Genomic DNA, 17,705 nt, shown 5'->3' on the forward strand with positions numbered 1-17,705 from the left:
TTTACACGGACCATTGGAGAACACGAGGTGGAGGAACAATGAACGCTACAAAGTACACCGCAGTACTGGCAACCACCGCAGCACTGATCGGCGCCGGCCTGGCCGCACCGCAACTGCGCGCGGAAGAGACGGCTGCTACAACGTCTGATTCGGCGTCTGCGGCGTCTCAGCCTCAGGAAGCGCGCGAATGGCGCGACGTCGACATCACCGCCGGCGGCACCGTCACCGTCGAACCCAGCGTCCCCCTCCCCGAGGGCGCCAAAGCCTTCGGCCCGTCCAGCATCGACGGCTACGAGCTCTCCACCGACGCCAAAACCGGCGCCGTCACCATCAAAGCCGCACCGAAACTGCGCCCCGGCCAGGGCCTGCGCTACCGCGTCGTGGTTCTCTTCGCCGACAAAACGACGGCCTCCTACGACTCCGAAGTGACCGTCGTCCCCGGTGGCAACAACAACGCCAACACCTCCACCATCGAGTACAAGGACTCGCTCGTCCAGCCGAAGGAGAGCATCACCGTCTCCCCCACGGGCTCGTTCCCGCAGGGCACGAAGTTCTACCTCAACAGCAACAAGATTGAGAAGTGGGACGTAAGCGTCGACGAGTCCACCGGCGCCGTCACCGTCAAGGCAGGCGACATCGGCTACGGTTCCTGGCTCTCCATCCCAGTTCGCGCCGAGTTCCCCGACGGCTCGTCCGACGTCAAGCACGCCAAAGTCACCGTCGCCGACAAGCACGGCAACACCACACCGTCCTCCGACCGCCTCGCCGCGAAGCACACCCCGGCCTACCCAGCAACGCAGATCGCAGGCAACGAAACCGCCACCGTCAAGCAAACCGCCGACCTGCCCGAGGGCACCACATTCAAGATCATCGGCGAATCCAAACAGTGGGACCTATCTATCGACGCCATCACCGGCACCATCACCGCGACACCAAAGCAACCGCTCGCTACCGGCGCGGTAGTGAACGTGCCCGTCATCGTCACCTACTCCGACGACTCCCAAGACTTCGTACAGGCCAAGGTCGAGGTGACCAAGGACCCCGTGTGGCAGTCCAGCAAGGCCACCGTCGATTACCCGGTGACCACCTCCCCCGCCGACGAAACCGCCACCGTCACCCCTGCACTCAAGGACGTGCCTGCAGGCACCAAGTTCGCAATGGTCTCGACGCCACCGACCGGCTGGGAGATCGGCATCAACCCTTCGACCGGTGTGGTCACCGTCAACGCCCCAGAAGGCACCCGCGCGGGCACCCAGATCAGCGTGCCTATCCGCATCGACTTCCCCGACGGCTCCCGCTCCGTTAGCAGCGCGGTCGTCCTCTTCGAAGCACCAACCAACCCCGAAGCGGAGAAGTTCACAGTCACCTACAAGGATGTCACCATCAAGGCCGGCGAGAACCGTGTGGTGAAACCAACCGACGCCGTGCCGATCGGCGCATTCGTCAACGGCCCGAAGGACCAGAGCATCAACGGCGTGAAGGTCAACACTGACAAGGACGGCGCTGTCTCCATCGAAGCACCGGGCCACGCCCGGAATATGCAATTCGAAGTTCCCATCGAGATCTACTTCCGCGACGGCTCCAAGCAGCGCACGGAGTTTTCCGTCACGGTGAAGGCAAAAGAGACGAGCACACCGAAGACGTCGGAGACCGAGCCTTCGGCCAAGCCGACCACTTCCGCAGCAGAGCCGTCCGCCCCGCGGACAAGTGAAGAGCCGACGGCCGAGCCAACCACGACCAAGCCGAGCACCTCCGCAGCAGAACCGTCCGCGCCGCGGACAAGCGAAGAACCGAGCACCACCAAGCCAACCACGTCCGCCACGAAACCGTCCGCCCCGCGGACAAGCGAACAGCCCACGACAAGCGAGCAGAAGCCATCGAAGCCACAGGCTGAGACGGTCAAGATCGAGTACGCGCGCACGCCGGTGCACGCTGGTGAGTCTGTGACGCTGAAGCCGACGGGCGAGTTCCCTGCGGGCACGAAGTTCAACGGGCCGAGCGGATCGCAGCAAGGATGGTCGGCCACCACGAACTCCGCGACTGGTGAGATTCGCGTCTCCGCCCCGACAAATGCGACGGCTGGTACCACGGTGGAGTTCCCTGTCACCGTGACGTTCCCGGACAGCTCGAAGCAGCTCCACCAGGTGGTTGTATACGTCGAGCGCACCACCACTGCACCGTCCACCAGCGAGCAGCCGACGAGCACAGCACCGACGAGCACGGCGCCAACGAACACGATGACGCCAGCACAGCCGAAGGAATCACAAGCGGACAAGACCGACGTCGACTTTGAAAACCAGAAGGTGAACGCTGGCGGCACGATCGTTCAGCGCCCGAGCGGCAGCGTTCCGGCGGGCACGAAGTTCAACGGCCCGAACGGCACCTACGACGGCTGGAAGTTCGCCACCGACTCGCGCACCGGTGAGGTCACCATCACACCTCCGACTGACGCGAAGCCTGGTGCCTCCATCGACTACTCCGTCACCGCGACGTTCCCGGACTGGTCGACGAAGGAGTACAAGCTGAACGCCAGGGTTGAGGGCGGAGTGGACGACGATAAGGGTGGTGACAGCTCCAGCAGCTCCTCCTCGAAGACGGAGGGCTCCAGCACGGGTAAGACCGTCGGCATTGTGGTTGGGGTGCTCGCGCTGCTCGGCCTGCTGGCTGGCGCGGCGAACTACCTACTGCCGTATGTGGACATCGACGCGCTGCTTCGCTAACACCGTTCGCGCGGGGACGATATTGTAAGCACTATGAAGAAAATGAGTGCTCTCGTCCTCGTCGGCGGGGTCGCGGCGTCGCTGATCGTCGCGCCGCAAGCCACCACCGCCCCAGCCGGGTCCTCCAAACCGACGCCGGTGATCACGCCGACCGTCACCCCACCAAAGCAGCCACCGCTCGGCAGCGCATACACGGGCTCGGCGCCGGTCTCGCTGACCATCGCTGCGCTGCTCACCCTGCTGGTTGGCCAAGTAATTGTCGACGCCGTCCCCCCACTGCGCGCAGCCGTCGATGACCTCGCGCGCCAGGCAGGACTCTCGGGCGTGATGGGATCCTCGCAGGGTAACCGTATTTTCGATTTCTCCAAGATCGACCTCAACGAGCTGCAGAAGATGCTGCCCAAGGTCTAAACCCCACCCCAAATATGTAACCACTGTGACTCATGATAAGTTTGTTCCTGTTGTGGTTACAGTGTCCTGTGTGACTGCTGTGGCGGAAGAGCCGCAACGCTCAACGTAACAATGCGACCTGCCGGGGGGCAGGTCGCATTTGTCATACAATCAACGGCATGGAAACACCACAAGGACTCAACGCACTGCTGCACAATGGGCGCCGCCCAGGAATCGTCGACGCGCTCGCCGGAGTGGTCGACCAGACCGTCGCAGACCAAAGCGGACTCACCGGCATGGCGCTGCGCTCCGCAATCGCGGGCGTAAAGAAAGTCGACGCCCGGATCCTGCACAAAGGCATCAACACCGTACTCCCCCAGCTGCTCGAGCAGCTCAACCCCCGCTGGGAAGACTACAAAAACAGCGACCACGCCGCCTTCGGCGAATACCTCGCACAACACGAAGACGACGTGGTCACAGAACTCGTCTCACTCGGCGACAACCTCCGCGACTCCATGCCAGCCGGCGTACAGAAGATCTACGCCACCTTCCGCAGCAAGGCCGCCAAAATTGTGGGGCCTGCGCTGCCGCGGATCGGAGAGGTCGTCGAAAAGCAGATGGAAGGCTAGACGTCCAGGAAGCGGACGTCCTTCGCCTTGCGGGTGATGAAGGAGCGGCGAGCCGCCACATCATCGCCCATCAGGATGCTGAACAGCTCATCCGCGCGCTGGGCGTCCTCCACATCAACGCGACGCAGAATACGGTGATCCCGGTCAAGCGTGGTCTCCCACAGCTCGCTCGGGTTCATCTCACCCAGACCCTTGTAACGCTGGATGCCGTCATCCGTGTTGATCTTACGGCCGGCCTCCAGGCCCTCCGCGAGCAACTGGTCACGCTCCGCGTCGGAGAAGGCGTAGCCAGGCTCGCCCTTCGCCCACTTCAGCTTGTAGAGCGGCGGGTTCGCCAGGTAGACGTGGCCCTCCTCAATGAGCTCCGGCATGAAACGGAACAGCAGGGTAAGCAGCAGCGTTGCGATGTGCTGGCCGTCGACGTCAGCATCCGCCATCAGCACAATCTTGTGGTAGCGCAGCTTCGAAATATCGAACTCTTCGTGAATACCAGTACCCAGCGCGGTAATAATCGCCTGGACCTCCGCGTTCTTCAACACGCGGTCCATGCGGGCCTTCTCCACGTTCAGGATCTTGCCGCGCAGCGGGAGGATCGCCTGGTACATCGAGTCGCGGCCCTGCTTCGCCGAACCACCTGCTGAGTCACCCTCAACAATGAACAGCTCGGACAGCTTCGGGTCCTTCGAACGGCAGTCCGCCAACTTACCCGGCAGACCACCCAGGTCCGTCGCCGACTTACGACGCACCAAATCACGCGCCTTGCGCGCCGCCTGACGCGCCTGCGACGACGACACAGCCTTCGAAATGATGGCCTTCGCCTCCGCCGGGTTCGCATCAAACCAATCCGACAGATTCTCGTTCACGGCGCGCTGCACGAAGCCCTTCACCTCGGTATTGCCGAGCTTCGTCTTCGTCTGGCCCTCAAACTGCGGGTCCGCCACGCGGACAGACACCACGGCCGCGAGACCCTCACGGCAGTCATCACCAGTGAGGTTCGGCTCCTTGTCCTTCAGCAGCTTATGGTCACGCGCGTAGCGGTTCATCAGCGTGGTCAACGCCGCACGGAAACCCTCCTCGTGCGTACCGCCCTCATGCGTATTAATGGTGTTCGCGAACGTGTGCACAGACTCCTTGAAGGAGCTGTTCCACTGCATCGCCACCTCAGCCTCAAGGCCGTCACCCTTCTGGTCAAAGCCCACGATCGTCGGGTGGATCGCCGTCTTCGACTTATTCAGGTAGTTGACGTAATCAATCAGGCCATCCGGGTAGTGGTACGTTACCTTCTTCTCGCGCTTCTTCTTCGGGGCAGCGGGTGCGTCACCTTCGGTGGCGGCGTCGTCAAACGAATCCGAGCCAACCGCTGCGGCCGTGTCGCCCTCCTCCGCGATCGCCTCGAGCTCAAGCTCCTCCTCGGAGACGCGCTCATCCTTCAGCGTGATGGTCAGGCCCTTGTTCAGGAACGCCATCTCCTGCAGACGACGCGCGATCGTGTCCCACTTAAACTCCGTGGTCTCAAAAATCTCCGGGTCCGGCCAGAAACGAATCGCCGTACCCGTGCCGCGAGCATTGCCGCCCTCCTCCAGAGGCTCCGGCTGCGCGTCCACAAACCGCTGGTACCAGTGCTTGCCATCGCGCTTAATGTCCGCCTCCACGCGCGTGGACAGCGCGTTCACCACGGAAATACCCACACCGTGCAAGCCACCCGACACCGCGTACGACTCCGAGTCGAACTTACCGCCCGCGTGCAGCTGCGTCATCACGACCTGCACCGTCGGCGCACCAGACGGGTGCATCTCCACCGGAATACCACGACCATTATCGACGACCTCTACGCCGCCATCCGCGAGCAGAGTCACATCGACGCGATCGGCATAGCCCGCCATCGCCTCATCGACCGAGTTATCCACGACCTCCCACACCAAGTGGTGCAGGCCACGCTCACCGGTCGACCCAATGTACATACCTGGGCGCTTCCGGACGGCCTCAAGGCCCTCGAGGATAGTAATCGACGACGCGTCATAATGAGGTTGTTGATCAGCCACTGGAAAAGACGCTCCTCCTGAAAAATGTCATTAACCCGTCCCATCTTACACGTAAAACAGGACACCAAACCCCACGACTACCCGTACGTGTCCCTCGGACCCCGCCCCTTCACGTGCAGCGGACCATAGCGCCAACTCTTCACCCGCGGCCCATAAATGTGCAGCTTCCGGATCACATCCGGGCCCACCTTCTCCGCGATCGCGCGCAGCACCGTCGACTGCATGTACTTCAGCTGCGTCGCCCACGCCGTCGTCGTGCAGGTGATGAAGACCTCGCCGTCCTTAATCATCTCCACCTTCGTATGCTCCGCGATCGTAGCTCCGACCAGGCCCTCCCAATTGCCCATCACCCAGCCGTACGCCATGTTCTCCGTCCAATCGCGCTTCCGGATCTCCTTCCCCAACAGCGACGAAAACGACTTCACCTTGTAACTCCGCGGCAACGCCCGGCCATCCTTGCCCGTCGGCCGGCCCCGCTCCAGCCACGGCCTGCGCTCCTCCTGCTCAAAGTGCAACCCCGGCACCGTAATATCCTTCACCGGACGGCCCTTACCCTGGCTGCGGCGCGGCACCACACTCGCGCCCTGCTTCGACAAATCCGGCAACTTCCCACCACGCCGCTTCGCCGTGCGCCGCAACTGATCAAACGTGGTGCCCACCAGATCACGCTCGCTCAATGTGGGACACCCCCTCCTCCATCCGCACGTGATACCGCGCCGTCACCGCCCCATCAAGGTTGCCCGGCAAATCATCCCCGACCGCCGCCGTAATCAACACCTGCTCCGCCGACTCCGCCACATGCACCAACCGCTCCCGGCGCTTCGCATCCAACTCCGCAAACACATCATCCAAAATCAGCACCGGATCCGTGCCCTCACCAGCCAACAAGCAGTACTCCGCCAAGTGCAAACTCAGCGCAAACGACCACGTCTCCCCATGCGACGCATATCCCTTCGCCGGCTGCTGACCCAACATCAACACCAAATCATCCCGGTGCGGCCCCACCAACGTTGAGCCGCGCTCAATCTCCTCTTTTCGACGCCTCCCCAACTCCGACAACATCGCCGCCTCCAACACCTGCGGATCCCTCGACGCCTCCCCCGTCAACTCCAACACCGCCCGATCCAACGTCGACGTATACTCCACCGACGCCGCACGCGACTCCGGCGCCACCGACGCATACGACTCCGTGATGTGATCGGAGAGGGCGTCGACAAGCAAAAGCCTGCCCGCCAACACCTGCGCCCCATACCGCGCCAACTGCGCATCCCACGCATCCAACGTACTCAACGCACCCGCGCCCGCCGCATCCCCATAACCACGACGCAACGCCATATTCTGCGAACGCAACAACGCATTACGCTGACGCAACACCTTGTCATAATCCGCCTTCACCCCACCATGGCGCGGCGTACGCACCGCCGCCAACGCATCCAAAAACCGGCGGCGATCCCCCGGCTCCCCATTCACCAACCGCAAATCCTCCGGCGAAAACATCACCGTCCGCAACACACCCAGCAGCTCACGCGCCGACTTCAACCGCGTCCTATTAATCTGCGCCTGATTCGCCCCACTCGCCTTAATCAGCACATGGGTCGTCAGCGCACGCCCCTCATTCACCGTCGTCGCCGACACGCGCGCATCAGTCGCCCCCGAATAGATCAGCGGGCCATCCGTCGCCACCCGGTGACTCCCGAGCATCGACGTATAGCGCACCGCCTCCACAACGTTCGTCTTCCCATGCCCATTGCGGCCCGAAAACACCGTGACGCCCGGCTCCAAATCCACATGCAACTCCCGCCACGAACGGAAATCACGCAGGTCAAGCTCCGAAACGTACATCGTGGCAAACTAGCCCGGCAGGCGAACCGGCATCAACAAATACGTGAAATTCGTCTCCGGCGTCGGGAACAACCCATCATCACCCTTCTCCGGCAACGACTCCGGCTCCGGAATCATAATCGCCGGACGCGACGACTCCGTAAACCCAAACACCGCACGATCCGTCCCAATCACCGACAAACCATCACGCAAATAACCAGCGTTAAACGCAATCAGCAGCTCATCCTCCCCCACGAACTGCGCAGGAATCGACTCCGACGCCTCACCAGAATCAGCCCCCGACGCAAACAACGTCACCTGACCCTCCGAAAAATGCAACCTCAACTGCGCATTGCGATCCGCCACCAACGACACACGACGAATCGCCTCCAACAACGGAGCCACCTCCACCGACGCCATCGACGTATGCGCCTTCGGCAACAACGGCTGCACATTCGGGAAATCCGCATCCAACATCCGCGTCGTCGTCTCACGATTCCCCGCATGCAAACCAAACAAACCGTCCGCGCCCACATTATCGACGCCACCAACGGCAATCTGCACCGGCTCCTCCAACTGCGTATCCAACGTCCGAGCGTTATCCAACAACGTCTTCGCCGGCACCAACAGCTTCGCCGCAACCCCCTCACCAGCAGGCGACCACTCCAACGAACGCAACGCCAACCGGAAACGGTCCGTCGCCGTCAAATGCAACGTCGAACCCTCCACCTCAATGTGGATACCAGTCAGCATCGGCAACGTGTCATCCTTACCCGCCGCGGCAGCCACCTGCATCACCGCACCACTCAGATCCTCCGAGCTGATCGTGCCCGTCACCTCAGGCAACTGCGGCAACTGAGGATAATCGTCCAATGGCATCAGAGGCAGCTCGAAGTGGGCGGAGCCGCCGTCGAGAAGCAGCTTCGACTCATTCGTAGAAACCTCAACCGGCTGATTCGGCATATTCGACACAATGTCAGCCAACAACTTACCCGCCACCGCAACACGACCCGGCGTAGCAACCTCCGCCGCAATCCGCACCCGCGACGACACCTCATAATCGAAGCCCGCGAACTCCAAACCCTCATCCGACGCCGTAATCAACACCGCGCGAAGAATCGGCTGCGTGTTCTTCGTAGGCAACATCCGAGCAACCCACGCCACCGCGTCCGACAGGTCCTCCTTGTGCACGCGGAAAGAAACGTTGGAATTCAAGTTGTCATGGATGTCCGCCATAGTGACACGGGCTCCTTGCAGTACGTAGAGATTCTTGTAATTACGTTCTCACTTTAGGCGGGGACGCGCTTTTTGTCATTCGAGTTTTCACATGCTGCGTGGCTCGTTGGTTGTCCGTGAGTTGTTCGTTTGCCTTTCGTGAGCCGTTCTGCACAGGTCCCCTTTCTACTCTAGGAATTACAAGTAAAAACCTTGGGAACAACAATAAGTCCTGTGCAATCTGTGGAATTACAAGTATTTGCCGTGGTCGGCGCGCAAAAACAGGGTGTGCAATTGCCTGTGGATGAATTGTGGATAACTCACCCTGGTTGTGGATAGATTTTTTGTCATTTGGCCTGTGCACAAGTTGGAAAGGGTTGTCCACTGGGGATTCACAAGTTATCCACAAGGGCTGTGGTGTGTGATGCGGGTCTCTTTGTGGTGGGTGTCACTCATGTATTTTGCCCCTGAATGTGAATTGCATCGGTGTAATTACACAGATGTGGATAAGTCTGTGGATTGTTGGGGTGGTGAGGACTCGTGCTGGAGGCGTGAGTGACAAAAGACGCAATCGCTCATGGCATAGTCATTCAAAGTGACTGGCAGGAAAAGGGCTAGATTAAAAGAGGTGCGTCTTTTGTCACTACGACCCTTCGACGGGACACCAAATCCCAGGGTCTGGGAAAGCCGCTCGGCAAAGGCCCAGGTCGCATGGGGTTGGCGCCGGAATTCGGTGCGGCAGCCTGTCAGTTAGCGCAGGGTGCGGGCGCGGGCCTTGATGATCTGGGTGAGCTCCTGGATTTCGTCGTAGGTGACGCGGTTCTCGGTCATCTCTTTGCGGATCTTGCGGTCCGCATACATCACGGTGGTGTGGTCCTTGCCGCCGAACTCGTCGCCGATCTTGGGCAGGGAGAGTTCGGTCAGTTCGCGGCACAGGTACATCGCGATCTGGCGGGCGTGCGCCACCTGGCGGGTTTTACCTGCGCCGATGAGCTGGTCCATCGTGACGTTGAAGTATTCGGCAGCGTACTCCTTGATGGTGGAGGCGTTGATGTTGATGTCGCCTTCGTCGGGGAGGATGTCGCGAAGTGCGACTTGGGCGACGTCGAGGGTGATGGGCTCGTCGATAAGGGAAGAGTAGGCCGAGACCCTGATGAGGGCGCCCTCGAGCTCGCGGATCGACGACTCGAATTGTGAGGCGATGAGCTCGAGCACCTGGTGGTCGACCTGCGTGCCGTCGGCGGCTGCCTTCTTCATCAAGATGGCGATGCGGGTCTCCAGGTCTGGTGGCTGGACGTCGGTGATGAGGCCGCCTTCGAAACGGGTGCGGAGGCGGTCTTCGAGGGTGGTGAGCTGCTTCGGCGGGCGGTCAGACGACAGGATGATCTGCTTATTCGCCTGGTGCAGCGCGTTGAAGGTGTGGAAGAACTCCTCCTGTGTGCCTTCCTTGCCCTCGAGGAACTGGATGTCGTCGACCATCAGAATGTCGAGGTTGCGGTAGCGCCGCTTGAAGCTTTCCTGGCGGTCGTCGCGTACGGAGTTGATGTAGTCGTTCGTGAACTCCTCGGAGGAGACGTACTTGATGCGGAGGTTCGGCTGCAGGACCTGCGCGTAGTTGCCGGCGGCGTGCAGCAAGTGCGTCTTGCCGAGGCCGGACCCGCCCCAGATGAACAGCGGGTTGTAGGCCTTCGCGGGGTTCTCGGCGACGGCGACGGCGGCGCCGTTGGCGAAACGGTTCGAGGAGCCGATGACGAAGTTCTCGAAGGTGTACTTCGGGTTCAGGCTAGTTTCGCGTTCGGGGTCGTGGGCAGGCTTTTCGCGGGGGATTCGCTTAGGGACGGTCGGGTGCGCCGCCGCCTGGTGGTGTTGCTGTTGGCGGGCGTGCATCTCGGCGAGTTCGTCGAGGCCCATTGGGATTTGCTCGCCGGGGGTCATGTGGGCGGGGTCGACGGCCTCGGGGGCTGGCGCGACAGGCGCGGCCGGCGCTGCTGGGGCTGGTGGGGCTTCTGGAGCCTGGATCGAGACGGCGAGCGTGCAGTGTTTGCCCAAGTGGGACGCCAGCAGCGCCGTGATGTGCGGTGCCAGAGACTGCTCGACCACGGTTTTCGCGGCGGCGTGGGGTGCTGAGAGGATCGCGTAGCCGTCGACAAGCATGACGGGGCGGACGAGCTGAAGGTATGCGCGTTCTTGCGGGGTGAGCGTCGGGACTTGTGAGCTGGGCTGCGCGGACAGCGCCAGCAGGTCAGCGACGATGGTGCGCCATAGCGTTTCGATGTCTTGCTCTGCCAACGTCCCGCTCTCCTCCTAGTCCGACATGTCATTTAGTGATGTTCATCACATCTGTGGAATTTCACGTACATTCCACCGCTGTTTCACAGATTTTGTAATTCCAAAACCTGCCTCTCACCAGTATCTTCCACAGGCCTGTCCACACCTGTGGATAACTTCGGTGAGTAAGTTGTCCACAGTCTTTCCCCTCCCCTGTGGATAACTTTTTGCGGAACATTCACGGGGTATGACCTGCGGTAATTACAAATTCCGCCGAAAAGTCTCAACCTGTTGTTCACAGTTATCCACAGCGATGTGGAGAAAGAACGTGTGTAATTGTGGTGCTTTATCATTGTTACCCGGTGTGAGCTTGCAATGTCTAACAGCCCGCACGCTACAGCCCTGTGGATAACTCGTTTCGGCGGTGTAATTCACAGCGAATCTCGAACATTGCCTACGGGTGTTTGGAAGTAATCGCGCGTCAGGCCGGTGATAGCGCGGCCCCCAGTGTTCGAAAATGTGCAACCACCTGCGCGAAAGTACACCCTTGTAATTACGGGGGTAATCGAATGGGCCTGCGCCCCACCCGGCGCAAAGAGGCGGTGTGTCGATTTGAACAACCAGCGGTTTTTCGCGTAGTCTGGCGTAGTCTGTCACACCACGGGCGCGAAGCACCATGCCCACGGTGTGCTTGAGAGCACCATCTACGCAGTGCACCGGGCCGCCCACCCAGGGCGAGTCAGCGAAGGTGATGCATGCAGGTCAACGCGCACAACGCGCAGTGGCCGAGCAATCTCAACCTGCACATTACAATTCCGGGACGGCTACTACCCCGGGAGGGAATGCGTCGCACATCGCGGCGGGTTCCCGCTGGCCGTCGTGACCTCTTTAAAGGAGTCCACCGTGTCTAAGCGGACTTTCCAGCCAAACAACCGCCGTCGTTCACGTAAGCACGGCTTCCGTGCCCGCATGCGCACCCGCGCCGGCCGCGCAATCGTTTCCGCGCGCCGCAAGAAGGGCCGCGCAAGCCTGACGGCATAAACGCCCGAAGCGCAGCGACATCGTGTTACCCCGCCCGCACAAACTCGCCTCATCTGCCGACTTCCGGCAGACCATGAGGAAGGGAGTGCGCGCGGGGTCTCGCACTTTAATCGTCCACGTCCGCTCGCGGGCCGAGGACACCATTGCACTCAGTGGAGGGCCGCGCTTCGGACTGATCGTGTCGAAGCAGGTCGGCAACGCGGTGACCAGGCACGCAGTGTCGCGGAAGTTGCGGCATGTGCTGCGAGGGGGCGTCGAGAAGCTGGAGCGGCACCACGACGTCGTGGTGAGGGCCCTGCCCGCCTCAGCCACCGCCACGAGCGCGCAACTCGAGCACGACTACAACGCCGCGCTGCGCAAAGCCCTGGACAAATGGCGTACTACAACTTCCTAGGCCAACGCATCCCCGCACCACCAAACGCGGCCGCGCGGGCACTCGTGAAAGCCGTACGCTGCTACCAAAAGTACCTCTCACCCCTTAAGATGGGTGCGACGTGTCGTTTCATGCCAGTGTGCAGCGCCTACGCACTCGAAGCGGTCGCGCGACACGGTGCCATCAAAGGCACCCTGCTCAGCGTGGCCCGCGTCTGCAAGTGTGGGCCCTGGCACCCCGGCGGGTTCGACCCAGTACCCGGAAGCGGTACGGACGCGTCCACAGGAACGACCACCAAGTAACCAACGAGGAGAAACACCCCAAAGTGCTGAATTTCATCTACTGGCCGATTTCTTGGGTGCTGTGGTTCTGGCACAAAGTATTCGGCTTCATCCTCTCGCCAGACTCGGCGTTGTCATGGATCCTGTCCATCGTCTTCCTCACCTTCACCCTGCGAACCCTGCTGGTCAAGCCCATGGTCAACCAAATGCGGTCCATGCGCAAAATGCAGGAAATGCAGCCGAAGATGCAGGAAATCCGCCAAAAGTACAAGAACGACCAGCAGAAAATGGCGGAAGAGACGCAGAAACTGTACAAGGAGATGGGCACCAACCCACTCGCCTCGTGCATCGTCCCGCTGGCACAGATGCCCGTATTCATCGGCCTGTTCCACGTGCTGCGCTCCTTCAACCGCACCGGCACCGGCCCTAACCAGCTGGGCCTGAGCGTTGAAGAGAACCGCAACCTGGCCAACTACGCGTTCTCCCCAGAAGACGTCCGCTCCTTCCTGGACGCCGACTTCTTCGGTGTGCCGCTCTCCGCGTACATGTCCATGCCAGAAGACGCCTTCGCAGCGTTCACCGGCCTGGACTTCACGCGCGCCAACATCATCATGGTGTGCCTGCCGCTCGTGCTCATCTCCGCGACGTTCACCCACCTTAACGCCCGGATGTCCATGAATCGCCAGGCCGCACGCCGCGCCGCCGGCAAGGTCAACACCCCATCCGGTGACAACGCCGCCATGATGCAACAGCAGATGCAGATGATGAACAAGATGATGCTCTGGGTCTTCCCGGTCATGATCATCGCGTCCGGCTTCCTGTGGCACATCGGCCTGCTGTTCTACATGCTGGCCAACAACGTGTGGACCTTCTTCCAGACCCGCATCGTCTTCGCCAAGATGGACGCTGAGGAAGAGGCCGAGGAGCGCGCCAAGGCAGAAGCCAAGCGCGCCTCCGCGCCCGTTGTCGGTGCACGCAAGGTGGACAAGCGCAGCAAGAAGCAGCGCAAGCAGCAAGGCAAGTAACTTGGCCCCTAGGCAGCCTTCAGCCCCCAGCAAGTGTTTGCTGGGGGCGTTACTTTTACTAGAGTCGATGCCAGACCAAAAATTCAAAGGAGTACACAGCCGTGTCAGCACTACCCACAGCCGCCGCCACCATCTTCGGCGATCGCCTGCCGCTCGCCGAGGCCTACCACGAATCGCTCGCCACCACCGCCGCCGAGCGCGGCTTCATCGGCCCCAAAGAAGTCAGTCGCCTGTGGGAACGGCACATCCTCAACTGTGCGGTGGTCTCCGAAGCACTTGACGACGCCACCACCGTCGCAGACATCGGCTCCGGCGCAGGGCTGCCCGGCATCCCACTGGCCATCGCGCGCCCCGACGTCTCGTTCACCCTCATCGAGCCGCTGCTGAAGCGCTCCACGTACCTCGCCGAGGTGCAACGCGAGCTGGGTTTGGACAACGTCACCGTCGTCCGCGGTCGCGCTGAAGAGCAGCCCGGCGGGCAATTCGACGTGGTCACCTCCCGCGCCGTCGCACCTCTGGGCAAGCTGGCCGGCTGGAGTCTTCCACTGGTACGTCACGGGGGCTCGATGTTGGCACTGAAAGGCGCTAGTGTTGCAGAAGAACTCGAACGCGACGCGCGGGCGATAGCGAAAGCCGGGGGGATCACGCCGAACATTTTCCAGGTTGGCGCCGACGTCCTCGACCAGCCGACCACCCTCATCCGAATCGTGCGGAAATAGCGGAAAGGAACACCACCAGCATGGACAACGCCACGCTGCAACGCCCCGCGCACACCCGCGTGTTCACCGTTGCGAACCAGAAGGGCGGCGTCGGCAAGACGACGACATCGGTGAACATGGCGTCGGCACTGAGCCGCCAAGGCATGCGCGTCCTCGTCATCGACATTGACCCGCAGGGCAACGCCTCCACCGCGCTCGGCGCCGAACACACCTCCGGCACCACCTCCAGCTACGAAGTGCTCATCGGCGAAGCCACCCCGGAGGAAGCGCTCCAGCCGCACGCCAACAACGAGAACCTCTACTGTATCCCCGCCACCATCGACCTCGCCGGCGCCGAGATCGAGCTGGTGTCCATGGTGCGCCGCGAATACCGTCTGCACGACGCCATCCGGCGCGGCTTCCTCGAAGAACACAACTTCGACTACGTCTTCATCGACTGCCCGCCATCGCTCGGGCTGCTCACCATCAACGCCATGACCGCCGTCGACGAAGTCATGATCCCCATCCAGTGCGAGTACTACGCGCTTGAGGGCGTCGGCCAGCTGCTCGGCAACATCGGCATGATCCGCGAGCACCTCAACCACAACCTGCACATCTCCGCGATCGTGCTCACCATGTACGACGCCCGCACGCGCCTCGCGGCGGACGTCGCCGGCGAAGTGCGCAACCAGTTCGGCGAAGTGGTGTTGCGCAACGTCATCCCGCGCTCCGTGAAGGTCTCCGAGGCGCCCGGCTACGGCCAAACCGTCATCGACTACGACCCACTCTCCAGCGGAGCGCTGGCCTACTACGACGCCGCCCGCGAACTGGCAACACGCGGCGACTACCAACCACACGCCACCACGGGGCCCATCGGCGTCAGCCCCCAGGTGGCCCAACAACTTGACGAGGGCGAGGAATAACCATGGCACAAGAGCGTAAAGGCGGCCTCGGCCGCGGACTAGCAGCACTCATCCCGCAGGCACCAGCCGCAACCGACAAAACCGGCAAGACCGGCGGCATCGGCGGCAAGGCCTCCGACGTCATCTTCGGGGCCGGAGCCCCTGCCGACGCCGCAGAGACTGCTGGCGGTGGCGGCGGCGATAAACTTCCGCCGCGCGGAAAGCGACCCAAGGTCGCGGGTGCGCCCACCGTCGGCGCCACCACCCCTGAAAACGTCATCCAACCCGTGCCAGTCGGCGCACGCTACCAAGAAATCGCGGTCGGGCAAATCATCCCGAACCCGAAACAGCCACGCCAAGTCTTCGACGAAGACGAGCTGAACGAACTCGTCCACTCCATTCGCGAGTTCGGGCTGCTGCAACCCATTGTCGTCCGCGACACCCCAGAAGGCTTCGAGCTCATCATGGGCGAGCGCCGCTGGCGCGCCGCCTCCAAAGCCGGCCTGAAACACATCCCGGCCATCGTCCGCGAAACCTCCGACCAGGACATGCTTCGCGACGCCCTGTTGGAAAACATCCACCGCGTCCAACTCAACCCACTCGAAGAAGCCGCCGCCTACCAGCAGCTCCTCGAAGAGTTCGGCGTCACCCAGGAGCAACTCGCCGACAAGCTCGGCCGCTCCCGCCCCGTGATCACCAACGCGATCCGCCTCCTGCGCCTGCCCGTGCCGGTGCAGCGCCGCGTCGCCGCAGGCGTGCTGTCCGCAGGCCACGCCCGCGCCCTCCTCGGCCTCAAACTCGGCAGCGACGCCCTGACCTCCAACGGCCAAAACCTCCTCGCCGAACGCATCGTCGCCGAAGGCTTAAGCGTCCGCGCCACCGAAGAGGCCGTCACCCTCATGAATAACGAAGGCGGCGTCCCACAAAAGAAACGCCGCGAACCCATCCCCCAGCCCGAATACCTGACCCGGGCCGCCGACCAACTCGCCGACGAATGGGACACCAAAGTCTCCGTCACCATGGGCAAACGGAAAGGAAAAATCGTCGTCGAATTCGGCGACCGTCAGGACTTCGAACGCATCATGGGCCTCATCCAGGGCACAGACTGATTACAGGTGCTCCTGGCGGAGCAAATCCTGGAAGGAGTACGTGCCTGTCGGCTGGTCGTCAGAATCCAGCAAGTACAGGCGCTTCACCGCCACCACAATCGCCTCCGCGATCGCGTCACGCTGCTGCGGATCCGTCACGACCTCAACATCGTGCGGGTTCGTGACATACCCAGCCACGATCTCCACCGACGGCATCCGCGTCATCCGCAGCATCTCCCACGTCCGGGCATGATTCCAGCAATTCCGTAGCGACGTCCTCGCCGCAATCTCACGCTGAATATAGCCCGACAGTGTCTCCCCCGTCATCGACGACGTCCCGTTCTCCGAACCGAAGTAGAACGTCGCCACACCATTCGCCTTCTCATTGGCATAACGGTCCAGCTGCAGGGAAATCACCAAGTCGGCGTCGAAGCCGTTCGCCAAATCGGCGCGCTCCTTACACGACGGGTTATCACCACGCGGGCGGGAAATAATCGTCTCCACGCCAGCCGCAATCATGCGGCCCTCCACGCGCTGCGCCAAATCCCACAGGATCTCCTCCTCCGTGATCTGGCCGAAGGGGCCGTCGACAAGCGCGCCCTTATCCGCACCACCAAGATGCGGATCAATCACCACGCGCTTGCCCGCCAACTGCGGGCCAGCCGCGCGCACATGCTCACGCTCACGAATCGCGTGAGCCGAACCGCCCGTAATCCGGCGGCCCAACAGGCTCAACGCGTGCAACGTATCCGGACCACACACCCCATCGTCCTCAAGGCCCGAGTTCAGCTGGTAATTCACCACGGCCTCGTGCGTATGCGGACCAAACCGCCCATCCACACGATCCGAATAAAACCCCAGCTCATGCAGCTGCGTCTGCAACTGCCCCACGTCGTCGCCCACCAGCTCCTGATTCGGCTGATACTGCAACACACGAGCCCCCAACGTATACGACGCCTCACGCAGCTCACGCAACGTCAAATCATCAATCGTGCCAGTCGGCATAATTCCCCGCGACTGCTGAAACGCCTTCACCGACTCCGCCAAAGGGGCGTCGAAAAGCATCTCATCGGGAGTGAACTGCCGAGAGTTGAAGTCCTCAATGTCACCATCGAAGTCCTCCAACATGCCCAAACGCGCAAGCGTCGCACGCGCCTCGGCCACCCGAGCACTCGAATCACCTACGCGGAGAATGTCACCCACTGGGCACCT

General features: G+C 61.8%; 16 protein-coding genes. 10 read left to right on the plus strand and 6 right to left on the minus strand.

What is annotated here, in order from left to right; all coding sequences use genetic code 11:
* Nucleotides 1-38 precede the first annotated feature (38 nt).
* The 3 genes from BJP08_RS02205 (at nucleotide 39) to BJP08_RS02215 (ending at nucleotide 3,739) form a co-directional block, all read left to right on the plus strand.
* Complete coding sequence (locus tag BJP08_RS02205) at nucleotides 39-2,720, plus strand: YPDG domain-containing protein (protein ID WP_071568048.1); 2,682 nt, start codon at nucleotides 39-41, stop codon at nucleotides 2,718-2,720.
* Nucleotides 2,721-2,753: 33 nt separating this feature from the next.
* The gene (locus BJP08_RS02210; RefSeq protein ID WP_071568049.1) at nucleotides 2,754-3,131 is read left to right on the plus strand and encodes a hypothetical protein; all 378 of its coding nucleotides are present in this window, start codon (nucleotides 2,754-2,756) and stop codon (nucleotides 3,129-3,131) included.
* 158 nt (nucleotides 3,132-3,289) lie between these two features.
* Entirely contained in the window at nucleotides 3,290-3,739 is a 450-nt protein-coding gene (locus BJP08_RS02215) for a hypothetical protein (protein ID WP_070478304.1), read from the plus strand.
* On the opposite strand, the gene gyrB is transcribed toward BJP08_RS02215, so the two are convergent.
* The 5 genes from gyrB to dnaA all read right to left on the minus strand — a co-directional run bounded on the left by gyrB (nucleotide 3,736) and on the right by dnaA (nucleotide 11,106).
* On the minus strand, nucleotides 3,736-5,781 hold the full coding sequence (gene gyrB / locus BJP08_RS02220; RefSeq protein WP_071568050.1) for a DNA topoisomerase (ATP-hydrolyzing) subunit B: 2,046 nt from the start codon (nucleotides 5,779-5,781) through the stop codon (nucleotides 3,736-3,738). The two genes, BJP08_RS02215 and gyrB, sit on opposite strands and share 4 nt — an antisense overlap.
* Nucleotides 5,782-5,858: 77 nt before the next feature.
* A complete protein-coding gene (locus tag BJP08_RS02225) occupies nucleotides 5,859-6,458 on the minus strand; it encodes a DciA family protein (RefSeq protein WP_071568051.1) in 600 nt (199 codons plus the stop codon).
* Nucleotides 6,445-7,623 carry a DNA replication/repair protein RecF gene (gene recF / locus BJP08_RS02230; protein WP_071568052.1) on the minus strand — a complete coding sequence of 393 codons (1,179 nt, stop codon included), beginning with the start codon at nucleotides 7,621-7,623 and terminating at the stop codon, nucleotides 6,445-6,447. The genes BJP08_RS02225 and recF overlap by 14 nt, the downstream gene beginning before the upstream one ends.
* Before the next feature lie 9 nt (nucleotides 7,624-7,632).
* A complete protein-coding gene (dnaN, locus tag BJP08_RS02235) occupies nucleotides 7,633-8,838 on the minus strand; it encodes a DNA polymerase III subunit beta (protein ID WP_177221701.1) in 1,206 nt (401 codons plus the stop codon).
* A 729-nt stretch (nucleotides 8,839-9,567) separates the two neighbouring features.
* On the minus strand, nucleotides 9,568-11,106 hold the full coding sequence (dnaA, locus tag BJP08_RS02240) for a chromosomal replication initiator protein DnaA (protein WP_071568053.1): 1,539 nt from the start codon (nucleotides 11,104-11,106) through the stop codon (nucleotides 9,568-9,570).
* Between the two features lie 882 nt (nucleotides 11,107-11,988).
* On the opposite strand from dnaA, the gene rpmH reads away from it, so the two are divergent.
* From rpmH to BJP08_RS02275, 7 genes are all read left to right on the plus strand, one after another.
* Nucleotides 11,989-12,126 carry a 50S ribosomal protein L34 gene (rpmH, locus tag BJP08_RS02245; RefSeq protein WP_070478313.1) on the plus strand — a complete coding sequence of 46 codons (138 nt, stop codon included), beginning with the start codon at nucleotides 11,989-11,991 and terminating at the stop codon, nucleotides 12,124-12,126.
* Between the two features lie 22 nt (nucleotides 12,127-12,148).
* Complete coding sequence (gene rnpA / locus BJP08_RS02250) at nucleotides 12,149-12,520, plus strand: ribonuclease P protein component (protein WP_071568054.1); 372 nt, start codon at nucleotides 12,149-12,151, stop codon at nucleotides 12,518-12,520.
* Nucleotides 12,499-12,801, plus strand: coding sequence for a membrane protein insertion efficiency factor YidD (gene yidD / locus BJP08_RS02255; protein WP_071568055.1), 303 nt, complete (start codon nucleotides 12,499-12,501; stop codon nucleotides 12,799-12,801). Before rnpA ends, yidD begins: the two co-directional genes overlap by 22 nt.
* Nucleotides 12,802-12,824: 23 nt before the next feature.
* Nucleotides 12,825-13,805 (plus strand): membrane protein insertase YidC, encoded by a 981-nt coding sequence (yidC, locus tag BJP08_RS02260; RefSeq protein ID WP_071568056.1) that lies wholly within the window; start codon nucleotides 12,825-12,827, stop codon nucleotides 13,803-13,805.
* Nucleotides 13,806-13,906: 101 nt separating this feature from the next.
* Complete coding sequence (gene rsmG / locus BJP08_RS02265; RefSeq protein ID WP_071568057.1) at nucleotides 13,907-14,524, plus strand: 16S rRNA (guanine(527)-N(7))-methyltransferase RsmG; 618 nt, start codon at nucleotides 13,907-13,909, stop codon at nucleotides 14,522-14,524.
* Between the two features lie 20 nt (nucleotides 14,525-14,544).
* On the plus strand, nucleotides 14,545-15,426 hold the full coding sequence (locus tag BJP08_RS02270; protein WP_071568058.1) for a ParA family protein: 882 nt from the start codon (nucleotides 14,545-14,547) through the stop codon (nucleotides 15,424-15,426).
* Between the two features lie 2 nt (nucleotides 15,427-15,428).
* On the plus strand, nucleotides 15,429-16,514 hold the full coding sequence (locus BJP08_RS02275) for a ParB/RepB/Spo0J family partition protein (protein WP_071568059.1): 1,086 nt from the start codon (nucleotides 15,429-15,431) through the stop codon (nucleotides 16,512-16,514).
* Here the strand turns inward: BJP08_RS02275 and BJP08_RS02280 are convergent, their stop codons facing one another.
* Nucleotides 16,515-17,696, minus strand: coding sequence for an N-acetylmuramoyl-L-alanine amidase (locus BJP08_RS02280; protein ID WP_304441026.1), 1,182 nt, complete (start codon nucleotides 17,694-17,696; stop codon nucleotides 16,515-16,517).
* Nucleotides 17,697-17,705: the final 9 nt, after the last annotated feature.

It is taken from the genome of Corynebacterium sp. NML140438 (assembly GCF_001875725.1).
Lineage (GTDB): Bacteria > Actinomycetota > Actinomycetes > Mycobacteriales > Mycobacteriaceae > Corynebacterium.

Coding starts and splice junctions, on each gene's coding strand:
- BJP08_RS02215 (WP_070478304.1), top strand. CDS start 3,290: ATGGAAACACCACAAGGACTCAACGCACTGCTGCACAATGGGCGCCGC.
- dnaN (WP_177221701.1), bottom strand. CDS start 8,838: ATGGCGGACATCCATGACAACTTGAATTCCAACGTTTCTTTCCGCGTG.
- yidD (WP_071568055.1), top strand. CDS start 12,499: ATGGCGTACTACAACTTCCTAGGCCAACGCATCCCCGCACCACCAAAC.
- BJP08_RS02275 (WP_071568059.1), top strand. CDS start 15,429: ATGGCACAAGAGCGTAAAGGCGGCCTCGGCCGCGGACTAGCAGCACTC.
- BJP08_RS02210 (WP_071568049.1), top strand. CDS start 2,754: ATGAAGAAAATGAGTGCTCTCGTCCTCGTCGGCGGGGTCGCGGCGTCG.
- BJP08_RS02270 (WP_071568058.1), top strand. CDS start 14,545: ATGGACAACGCCACGCTGCAACGCCCCGCGCACACCCGCGTGTTCACC.
- BJP08_RS02205 (WP_071568048.1), top strand. CDS start 39: ATGAACGCTACAAAGTACACCGCAGTACTGGCAACCACCGCAGCACTG.
- recF (WP_071568052.1), bottom strand. CDS start 7,623: ATGTACGTTTCGGAGCTTGACCTGCGTGATTTCCGTTCGTGGCGGGAG.